Source organism: Methanoregula sp. (assembly GCF_028712425.1).
GTDB lineage: Archaea > Halobacteriota > Methanomicrobia > Methanomicrobiales > Methanospirillaceae > Methanoregula.
The window spans coordinates 1-8,905 of the sequence record NZ_JAQTQD010000039.1 but is presented as its reverse complement, the minus strand read 5'-3'; the positions used below and the strand labels follow the sequence as shown (position 1 = coordinate 8,905).

General features: G+C 56.8%; 14 protein-coding genes. 4 read left to right on the top strand and 10 right to left on the bottom strand.

The features are described 5' to 3' along the window. A partial coding sequence (locus PHF39_RS13260; RefSeq protein ID WP_300224903.1) for a pyridoxal phosphate-dependent aminotransferase occupies window positions 1-464 on the top strand: 464 nt, incomplete at its 5' end. Between the two features lie 79 nt (window positions 465-543). Then, window positions 544-966, top strand: coding sequence for a nickel-responsive transcriptional regulator NikR (gene nikR, locus PHF39_RS13255; RefSeq protein ID WP_300224901.1), 423 nt, complete (start codon window positions 544-546; stop codon window positions 964-966). A gap of 14 nt (window positions 967-980) precedes the next feature. Here the strand turns inward: nikR and PHF39_RS13250 are convergent, their stop codons facing one another. Next, window positions 981-1,214, bottom strand: a complete 234-nt coding sequence (locus tag PHF39_RS13250) for a hypothetical protein (RefSeq protein WP_300224898.1) — start codon at window positions 1,212-1,214, stop codon at window positions 981-983. Window positions 1,215-1,276: 62 nt separating this feature from the next. Here PHF39_RS13250 and PHF39_RS13245 point away from each other — a divergent pair, with 62 nt between their 5' ends. Further along, window positions 1,277-1,627: a hypothetical protein gene (locus PHF39_RS13245; RefSeq protein WP_300224895.1), complete on the top strand. Its 351-nt coding sequence runs from the start codon at window positions 1,277-1,279 to the stop codon at window positions 1,625-1,627. After that, window positions 1,624-1,884 (top strand): type II toxin-antitoxin system RelE/ParE family toxin, encoded by a 261-nt coding sequence (locus PHF39_RS13240; RefSeq protein WP_300224893.1) that lies wholly within the window; start codon window positions 1,624-1,626, stop codon window positions 1,882-1,884. The genes PHF39_RS13245 and PHF39_RS13240 overlap by 4 nt, the downstream gene beginning before the upstream one ends. Before the next feature lie 8 nt (window positions 1,885-1,892). Here PHF39_RS13240 and tsaA read toward each other — a convergent pair whose 3' ends face one another. The 9 genes from tsaA to PHF39_RS13195 form a co-directional block, all read right to left on the bottom strand. Next, window positions 1,893-2,300 carry a tRNA (N6-threonylcarbamoyladenosine(37)-N6)-methyltransferase TrmO gene (gene tsaA / locus PHF39_RS13235; RefSeq protein WP_300224891.1) on the bottom strand — a complete coding sequence of 136 codons (408 nt, stop codon included), beginning with the start codon at window positions 2,298-2,300 and terminating at the stop codon, window positions 1,893-1,895. 9 nt (window positions 2,301-2,309) lie between these two features. Continuing rightward, a complete protein-coding gene (locus PHF39_RS13230; RefSeq protein WP_300224888.1) occupies window positions 2,310-2,987 on the bottom strand; it encodes an FmdE family protein in 678 nt (225 codons plus the stop codon). Between the two features lie 47 nt (window positions 2,988-3,034). Further along, the gene (locus PHF39_RS13225; RefSeq protein ID WP_300224885.1) at window positions 3,035-3,808 is read right to left on the bottom strand and encodes an ABC transporter ATP-binding protein; all 774 of its coding nucleotides are present in this window, start codon (window positions 3,806-3,808) and stop codon (window positions 3,035-3,037) included. Continuing rightward, window positions 3,805-4,875: an iron ABC transporter permease gene (locus tag PHF39_RS13220; protein WP_300224883.1), complete on the bottom strand. Its 1,071-nt coding sequence runs from the start codon at window positions 4,873-4,875 to the stop codon at window positions 3,805-3,807. The genes PHF39_RS13225 and PHF39_RS13220 overlap by 4 nt, the downstream gene beginning before the upstream one ends. A 10-nt stretch (window positions 4,876-4,885) precedes the next feature. Next, window positions 4,886-6,064, bottom strand: a complete 1,179-nt coding sequence (locus PHF39_RS13215; RefSeq protein WP_300224881.1) for an iron ABC transporter substrate-binding protein — start codon at window positions 6,062-6,064, stop codon at window positions 4,886-4,888. A gap of 519 nt (window positions 6,065-6,583) precedes the next feature. Then, the gene (locus PHF39_RS13210; protein ID WP_300224878.1) at window positions 6,584-6,730 is read right to left on the bottom strand and encodes a hypothetical protein; all 147 of its coding nucleotides are present in this window, start codon (window positions 6,728-6,730) and stop codon (window positions 6,584-6,586) included. 17 nt (window positions 6,731-6,747) lie between these two features. Next, entirely contained in the window at window positions 6,748-7,047 is a 300-nt protein-coding gene (locus PHF39_RS13205; RefSeq protein ID WP_300224875.1) for a hypothetical protein, read from the bottom strand. Between the two features lie 77 nt (window positions 7,048-7,124). After that, a complete protein-coding gene (locus PHF39_RS13200; protein ID WP_300224872.1) occupies window positions 7,125-7,628 on the bottom strand; it encodes a hypothetical protein in 504 nt (167 codons plus the stop codon). 228 nt (window positions 7,629-7,856) lie between these two features. Then, entirely contained in the window at window positions 7,857-8,492 is a 636-nt protein-coding gene (locus PHF39_RS13195) for a hypothetical protein (RefSeq protein WP_300224870.1), read from the bottom strand. Window positions 8,493-8,905: the final 413 nt, after the last annotated feature.

The window sequence follows — 8,905 nt, the reverse complement described above, 5'->3', positions numbered from 1 at the left end:
GCAGTTTCTCGAAGACCTACAGCGTGACCGGCTGGCGGGTCGGTTATGCCCTTGCCGATGCCGCGCTCACGGACCGGATCCGGAAGATCCACGATTTCCTGACCGTCGGCGCCCCCGCTCCCCTCCAGCGGGCCTGCGTTGCCGCCCTCGAAATGCCGGAGTCGTACTACAAGGGACTTGCCATCGAGTACGACCGCAAGCGGCAGATCCTCTACAAGGGCCTGAAGAAGGCCGGGTTCGCCTGCGAACTCCCCGGGGGTGCATACTACCTGTACACCGACATCAGCTCCTTTGGCATGAGCGACACAGACTTTGCCCGTCACCTGGTGGAGAAGACAGGGGTAGCCGCTGTGCCGGGGAGCTCGTTCTATGCAAACGGGGGGGAGACGAAGCTCAGGTTCACGTTTTCCAAGAAGGATGAGACGCTTCTGGAAGCCTGCCACCGGTTGGAGTCCCTCAGTTAATACCAAGTAACACTTTTTCCGGTTTTTTTTCAAAACGTTAAAAAACATTCAGCAATCATACACTCATGAGTGATCCGCTATGCCCATAGAAGACGACCTCTCCCGTATCGGCATCTCGCTGCCGAAGAACCTGCTCGACCGTTTCGATGAGATCCTGAACTATCGCGGGTACTCCTCGCGCTCGGAAGGCATCCGCGACGCCATCCGCACCTATATCACCTACTACAAGTGGATGTCGGATGTGAAAGGCGAGCGGGAGGGCGTCATCACGATGGTGTACGACCACGAGCAGCGGAACCTCCTCTCGGCCATCACGGAGATCGAGCACGAGTACCACGGCATCATCAAGGCCTCGCTCCACTCCCACGTGACCCACGAGCGGTGCCTCGAGGTCATCCTGGTGCATGGCGACGGGAGCCAGCTCAAGGCGCTGGCCGAGAAGCTGATGTCCCACAAGGGTGTTGAGTCGGTCAAGCTCACGACGATCGCGATCGAGAGCTGAATTTCCCTTTTCTCTTATTCCGCTATCCCGTCATTGTAGTGGTGCGGGCCGGGGTGCACGGCATCGATGAGCGAACGGTCGAAGATCTCGTTTTCCTGCACCGCCCGTAAAATGTATCCAAGCGACCGGAGCGTTTCTACGAGATTCATCCTGGACGTAACGTACCCTTCGGGAAGCGAGGCACAGGATTTTCCTGATAGTGGTTGTGCTTGAGAGAGATTGAGAACTGCTGATTTTGTGACGGTCATCACACATTCCGGTGAACATGACAAAAGAATATTGAAGCCAAAGAGCATAAATCTGAAAAGATATGAGTGGCCGGATACAATCATTAAAAAAAACACCAGACAAATTGCTTTTGAAAGACATGAAAACAAAATTTGCTGAAGCAACTACTCGCGCTGTTCCGATACGTGGAGTGTACGAGTCTGCTCCCCAATTTGCACCAGCGGAGAATCAGGAGGTCAAGACGATGCTCGCCGACATTATATCCCGGCTCGATCGGATTGAAGAGAAGATCGACGAGAACATCTATCCCCCTGAATCGGCCATTAAACTGGAATTTATCGGACAGGTGAAAAAAGCTGAGGCAGATATCAGAAAGGGAAAAGGAAAGACCTACGAATCGATGGACGCTTTTATCAGGGCCATCTCGGAATGACGTTCAGAATTGTCGCCAATCCTGATGTTGAGGCAACCTTCAGGAAGATGAAGACGAAAGATGCTGCCCGCTTTGAGCAGGTGGTGAAGAAACTCCAGGAGATTGGTGAGAACCCGGAGACCGGAAAGCCACTCCACCGGCCTCTGCAGGGACGGTGGCGTGTTCACATCGGGCACTATGTCCTCATCTATAAGTTCGATAAGAAAAAGGGGCTAATTACTCTGGTGAAATATGCTCACCACGATGAGGCGTATTGAAGTAAGACTCATTCAGTGATAGAGTCAATCTCCGGTGAATACGGCTTGATGTCCACCACCGGCGTACCGTCAAGCGCATCGAGCCCGCGCACGGTGAGGACTCCCTCTTCGCAGCGGATGAGATCGACAAGGGACAGGGCGATTGGATTGGGCCGGTTGGGAGACCGGGTGGCAAATACGCCGTGCTCGACACCTTCGTGCGGGGGTGTTGCCCGCAGCACGTTGCGGTCCGCACGGTCGAACCACGAGAGGATGAAGAGATGGGACTTCTTCCCGACATCCTTCAGCCCTTCGCGGTATTCTTCAGCAATCACGATCTCCGAGATTGTATCAGACAACCGGCCCTGCCGCGGGGCATCCCCCTTTCCTTTGTAACGCGACCGGACAAACCCGATCGGCCTGAGTGTCATGTCCATGATCGCCGGTCAGTGCTTCCGTGACGGGTGCGTCCCCTCGGCACACGGGATGCAGACACGCTTCCCGTCAACAACCCGCGTCTTTGCATCCGCGACAGACTCGCCGCAGCACGCGCAGGTGACCGACTGGAATATCCGGGCCTTCTTCGGGGCATCCATCGTGATCTCTTCGATCTTCATGATTTTGTCGGCAGGAGCATGGAGCACCTTTACCATCTCCTTGTGCATAAGGTCGTGGAAGTGGTCCTGCTCATCGGTGGTCGCGGCTCCCGAGAAGACCTTTTTGCGCAGTCCGGCAATGCCATCCTTCTCCATCTCCTCGTTCCGGTGGAACGTGATCCTGACCGCCCTGCCGTCTATCCGGTTATAGAACGTGAAGGCATGCTTGCCATAGTCATGGATGATGAGGTTGCCTTTCCCGGCCGTTGTCCCGGCAATGACCTGGAGTGCATCGACACCGCAGGCATCGGTCTCGCAGATGGCGACAAGATCCTCGTCCTCGGGGCGGGAGACGCCGAGGGCCTCCATGGCCGCGGTTGCCGCACGGTAGCCGGACGCAAGGCCCGGGCAGGAATGGCCGTGGAAGCGGATGCAGTCGTCGAACGTTACAGCTTGTGGGGCACTGTGGTGGTTGTGCCCGTGATCGTGGTCGCCTTTGCTGTCATGATGGTGATCGTGGTCGTGCATGATCTCTCTCCGTTGGTTCTGTCTTATTCTCTCTTTATTGGTTCTCTTTATGTTGTCTTACAGGCACCGGGGATAACGCACCGGACCCCGCCCAGTTCGCCGATCATGACCGGGAGGCCGTACACATCTTCGATGACCGAGGGGGTGACGATATCCTGGCTGCCGTGGATGTGCACTCTCCCGTTCTTGATGAAGATGAACGTGTCGGCAAACCGCAGGGCCTGGTTCAGGTCGTGCATGGTCATGATGGCCGCGATCCCGTGATCCCGGACAACCTCGCGGATGGTGGTCAGGATATCGACCTGGTTCTTCATGTCAAGGTTGCTCGTGGGCTCATCGAGAAGGAGCACACGCGGCTCCTGCACCAGCGCCCGGGCGATGGCTACCTTCTGGAGCTCCCCGCCGCTCATCTCGTCGATATACGAGAGGCGGAGCGCTTCCATGCCCAGTTTTCTGAAGACCGCATCAACAATGGCAAGATCGCGGGGAACAACATCCCAGCCAATGTGGGGGCGGCGGCCGAGGAGGACAGCGTCAAACGCGGTCAGCCGCCCGGTCTCGACCCGCTGCGGCACATAGCCGACCCTGCGGGCAATATCCATCGTGTCAAGGTCGAGCAGGTTCTCGTTATCAAGCATCACGGTGCCCTCACGGGGCTTCAGGATGCGGTTTAAGCATTTCAAGAGCGTGGTCTTTCCCACGCCATTTGGGCCGAGCACCGCGATGACCTGCCCCTGCTCGATCGAAAACCCGATCTGCTGCAGGACATCCCGGTTCCGGTACATGAATTTCAGATCATTTACAGTCAGCATCTTTGTCATCGTTTATACCCCCTGAATAACAGGTAAATGAATACGGGCGCTCCTAAGAAAGCCGTCAGGACGGCGACCGGGAGGATATACGGCGCAACAATGATCCGTGCCACGGTGTCCGAGGCAAGGAGCAGGACTGCCCCGGCAATCGCCGACCCCGGGATGAGGTAGCGCTGGTCATCGCCAACAAGCCGGCGCATCATGTGCGGGCAGACCAGGCCGACAAACCCGATAACCCCGAGCAGGGCAACGATCACTGCCGATATGACCGCGGCAACGGTCATCCCGGCAAGCCGTACCCTTGTCACGTTCACGCCAAGCCCCCGGGCCGTCTCGTCGCCGGCATCGATGGCATTGTAGTTCCAGCGGTTGGCAATGAAATAGAGTGTCCCGGCCCCCACGACAATGACCATCAGCGGCAGCATATCCCACGTTGCCCGCCCGACATCGCCAAACGTCCAGAAGATGACAGCCGCGAGCTGGGCATCGTTGGAGAAATACTGCAGGAACATGACCCCGGCCGAGAAGAGCGAGGAGAGGGCGACCCCGGTGAGGACCATGACTTCCGGGGACGCCCCCTTAATGTGGGAGATCGCAAGGATGATACCGGTCGCGATCATGCAGAAGATGAAGGCAACGGCAGTCGTGAGGTAAGGGTTGGAGATCGCGACCGGGCTTGCCACCGTTGACTGCATGGTACCTGCGCCCAGCACGACCACGGATACGGCGGCACCGAACGCACCGGCGCTCGATATGCCCAGCGTGAAGGGAGAAGCAATCGGGTTTCTCAGGATGGACTGCATGGCCACCCCGGCAATGGCAAGACCGGTCCCGGCAACTACGGCCGCGATTGCCTGGGGCAGCCTGACGTTCCAGACAATCCTGTCCCACGTATCGGAAGACGAGAGTCGCAGCAGCGACTGGACAACGTCGAGAGGGGGGATCGCTACCGCTCCTACGGATATGGCAAGGACAAAAAAGACGAACGCAAGGATGAGCCCGAGGAGGATCCACCGGACCTTGCGGTTCAGGTAGGCGCGGTAATCCTCCGGAACAGTTCCCTGGTTCAGGTGCATGGCTGCCCGCTCACGACGTAAGGTTTATCTTCGTGAACCCGAGGTCCCGGTACTGCCCGTTGAGGGAAGAAAATACAGGTTTCCCGACAAACTTCGTGTAGATCTCGTCTGCTTTTACCTTCGGGTCGATATCCGAGAACCGGTCGGGGTACAGGGTCTTCCCGATGAAATAGGCATCCGCAAGCACGGTCTCGTAGTTGACGCTGTAGAAGTTGTAGGGCAGGACACCATACACGTTCCCGCTCTTCACCGCAGAAAGGCCGGCATAGGCCGGGTTGGTCTTCAGTTCGCCGATGGCACCTTCGTTGTCGATCTGGATCGTCCCCGCGTCAATGAACAGGAACTCCGGGTCGCCGCTGACAATGATCTCTTTTGAGATATCCGCATGCTGCGTGTCGGACCCGGCGGCAATGTTCTTTGCATGCACCCAGATGAAGGGCGGGTATGCCGGCTCGGTCGAGATAATTCCATGCGCCCCTGCGGAGCTGACACCGCCGATGTACACGCTCTTCTGCTGATCCACTGGGATATCCTTTGTCCGCTTCTCAAGGTCTGCTGTCACTTCTTCGACATAGGCGATCAGTTCCTCGGCACGGGCATCTTTCCCAAGGATCTTTCCCATCAGCCGAAGGGCAGCGTAGAACTCGGCTTTCTCTGCATCGGTCCGCAGGGACCCGTACGGGAAGGCTATTACCGGTATACCGGTCTTGTCCTGGAGCGTGTCTGCCTCGGGGCCGCTCGTGCCATAGGTGGTGCCAGTCGCGCCTGTCTTGAAGACGAGCTGGGGGCCGATACCAATGATCTTCTCGGGATCGTCCTTCCCCCTCATCTCCCCGCTCAGGGGCAGGCTCCTGAACTGCGGATTTGCCAGCGCATAGGCCCGGCCTTCCAGGACCTGCGTCTTCTTCTCCTGGCTGTCCACACCGACAACCGTGTCCTGCGCCCCCAGGTAAACGACATACCGGAGGCAGCCGGAACCCGAGCAGACGATCTTCGTGGGATGTGCCGGGACCGTTACAGTCCTCCCGAACCCGTCCGTGATGGTGGTTGTTCCGGAAGCTGCCGGGGATCCCGCAGCGGGCGTTGTGGTACTGGCTGACGGAGATGCAGTTCCCGTACAACCGGCAAAGGCGATGCACGCCCCGATCAGGATAGCGGCAATCAAAATAAATGCACACGATTTCTTCATACGAATCTTAAGAATAATAAGATCAGGTGTTATTAATGCATGATCATATGATCTTTTGGTATGCTTGATGTTAAGGAATGTAAAATTCCGTGTGATGGTTTTAGTGGCACATATCACTCAGTCCTTCTGTTATGCGGGATTATCATAAGGATGAGAGGATCATTTTCCTCCATCTTTACGAGATCGCGGGTGCGGGTTTTTCCACATCCGTACGAAAAGCAGGATGGTGGTAATCCAGGAGATGGCAGGGGATTGGCGAGGATCACACGATAAAAAAAACTGGAGAGGAACAGGGTGTTTCTCCCTGCTCACCTGCCTTCTTCTCTTCTCTCAGGTCTGATGAGCTTTGAGATTTCGAAGAACGCTGAAGAGTTCTTCTCTTCTCTCAGGTCTGATGACCTTTGAGATTTCGAAGAACGCTGAAGAGTTCTTCTCTTCTCTCAGGTCTGACGACCTTCGAGATTTCGAAGAACGCTGAAGAGTTCTTCTCTTCTCTCAGGTCTGACGACCTTCGAGATTTTACGGTACAAGACCCGCGAGGATCTCCGCCATCTTCTGCGCCGTTACCGGATCAACCACCTGCGCCAGCACGAGGCCGGCAGTGGCGAGGAACAGGGCCCAGAAGACTCGCTTTGTCTGTTCGTTCCTGCCGAACGCATCCAGCACCGCATCCGTGTCCGCCTTCAGGCGTACCGGATGAGCCGGGGCACAAAGACGAAGAGCGGCAGGAACAGGACGCCGGCGCCGATGAACGCAAGCGACAGTTCCGTCTGTCCGGCAAACCAGATCCCTGCGGGAATTGCGATGATCCCAGAAAGGAGGCATGCCATGAAGACCTCGCCGAGGCAGAACCAGGTCCGGTAACCGGCCGGGTCAGCCAGCATGTCTTCATCTGTCAGCTGCTCCGCGGGATCGAACATGCCGATCGCGTGGAGCACGCCCCAGCAGAAGGTGCGGAGGGGGAAAGTGAGGGTTGGTGACATATCCATCCTCTAAAGAGATGACCGGAACCGGGAGAGAGCCGTAAGACTTCTCCCCCGCGGTCATCTGCACCCGGCGTTCAGGCCAGGGCCGTTACCCCGTCGGCCCAGGTCTCGATCTTCGTGCGGATGGCGTCGTCCTCGTAACTGGAGATGGTGACCTGCTGGCGGGAGAAGTTGACCTGGTAAAGCTCCCCGTTGGGATCATGGCACCTCAGGGTTGCCGAGAAGCTGTCCGAAGGCGAGTCATGGACCGGTGTCCCGGCATGCGCCGTGTTGTTGGCGGTGTTTGCGAGCACAGCAGCGATCCCGGCATTGTAGCCGGCCATCGTGTTGTAGCTCTCCGAGCCTTTCCCCACAGACTTTGCATCCTCGTTCACGTACACGAACCGTGCCGTGTAGGACTCTTTTGCCTTCTCAACGGGCTGGTGGTTGACGCCCGCGTTCATATACGATACACACCCGAACGGATTGTTCGAGATTACATTCTGGACGATCGTGTTGAATGCGTCCACATCAGCGATCGGTGCGGCAAGTCTGCGGACCGCGCTTTTCACATTGGTGTTCTGTACGAAATCTGCCATTTGGTTTTCCTGAGGGTTCATCAGAACCTGAAGAGTGAGACCGTCACCATTCAGGTTGTCGGGATCTTAGATCCCTCCAATCCCGAAGGAGGAGAAGGGAGGCATTAGCCGACCTTCGACCCTCCTTGGATTGTGAACTCTCGATTTTCTGCGTCTCGGGGGCCCCTTTGACAAACAGTATTGGACAGGGGGATATAACCGACTCCCCGCGGAACACCAATCTGAGCATTAATCAAGCCCGGTTGCATGAATGGGGAGAGGAGCGGTACGCGATTTCTGTACCGCAAGTCCTGTAACCCCGGTTGTGCAATCCGCCTTCTCTTTTCGCTTCTCCTGCCACCCTTCCTGCATGGTCTCGATATTCCAGATACCGCCCCGGAAGACCCGGTACCGCAGGAGACCTGCCACCCTTGAGAAGAGCCAGAACTGGATGTTGTCAGCGTCAGATTCCCAGTACGGTTGCATCTCCAGAACTTCCCGTGAATAATAGTACCGTACGTCTGATGCATTTCGTACCGGCTCGCGGGGACGTACTATGCGGATGGAAAGGTTTTCTCTCCCCCGCCGGGCGATCAGGTCGAACGGCCGGTCAGGATCGTCAATCCTCCCAACAATATACCCCCACTCCTTCAGGATGCGGGCCGCCTCGCTCACTCCGCATGAGATATTTCTCCCGGCGGGTTTCCTGATCTTCTTCGCTCTCCGGGCAGCTGATTGTATTCCCTTCCGGCACTTTCGTGCTGTCACGGAAGCGCCGGCTTTCTTTGATTTCCCGCGTTTTGCCCGAACGCCATGTCCTGCACGGTCCGGGACATCGCCCGGGACTTCGTTTCCGTCAATGGGTGTAGTGATTCCTGACCTCATGATTGGTATCCTCCTTTTATGATTTTCATCGGTGTTCTTCATCGGTCAGGGCCGGGCTGTCAGCGGCCCCGGGCGTACCCGGATCGTCAGGTTCCCGCAGGGGTATTCCCCTGCCGGACTCCCGGGCGATACGGGCTGCCCTTCATTGATGCGAGATGCGGTTCACCCTTACCATACAGGACTCATCAGGATGAGTCCGTCCGGAATCCCAAACCACATGGCATCGGTTCCCACAAAGCCCGGAGAAGCATAACACGGACAAAAAGTCAATGCCACATCCAAACACCATGACGCGGAGGGAAGAGTCCCCTCCCGCCATACCGGCTATTGTCAGTATGCAGACTTCGTGCGGTACTTGTGATTATTCACTGATTTTCTAGAAATTGTATAAATAATAATATGATGAGGGCGGT

Coding starts and splice junctions, on each gene's coding strand:
- nikR (WP_300224901.1), top strand. CDS start 544: ATGCCCATAGAAGACGACCTCTCCCGTATCGGCATCTCGCTGCCGAAG.
- tsaA (WP_300224891.1), bottom strand. CDS start 2,300: ATGGACATGACACTCAGGCCGATCGGGTTTGTCCGGTCGCGTTACAAA.
- PHF39_RS13245 (WP_300224895.1), top strand. CDS start 1,277: ATGAGTGGCCGGATACAATCATTAAAAAAAACACCAGACAAATTGCTT.
- PHF39_RS13200 (WP_300224872.1), bottom strand. CDS start 7,628: ATGGCAGATTTCGTACAGAACACCAATGTGAAAAGCGCGGTCCGCAGA.
- PHF39_RS13230 (WP_300224888.1), bottom strand. CDS start 2,987: ATGCACGACCACGATCACCATCATGACAGCAAAGGCGACCACGATCAC.
- PHF39_RS13225 (WP_300224885.1), bottom strand. CDS start 3,808: ATGACAAAGATGCTGACTGTAAATGATCTGAAATTCATGTACCGGAAC.
- PHF39_RS13240 (WP_300224893.1), top strand. CDS start 1,624: ATGACGTTCAGAATTGTCGCCAATCCTGATGTTGAGGCAACCTTCAGG.
- PHF39_RS13195 (WP_300224870.1), bottom strand. CDS start 8,492: ATGAGGTCAGGAATCACTACACCCATTGACGGAAACGAAGTCCCGGGC.
- PHF39_RS13220 (WP_300224883.1), bottom strand. CDS start 4,875: ATGCACCTGAACCAGGGAACTGTTCCGGAGGATTACCGCGCCTACCTG.
- PHF39_RS13250 (WP_300224898.1), bottom strand. CDS start 1,214: ATGACCGTCACAAAATCAGCAGTTCTCAATCTCTCTCAAGCACAACCA.
- PHF39_RS13215 (WP_300224881.1), bottom strand. CDS start 6,064: ATGAAGAAATCGTGTGCATTTATTTTGATTGCCGCTATCCTGATCGGG.
- PHF39_RS13205 (WP_300224875.1), bottom strand. CDS start 7,047: ATGTCACCAACCCTCACTTTCCCCCTCCGCACCTTCTGCTGGGGCGTG.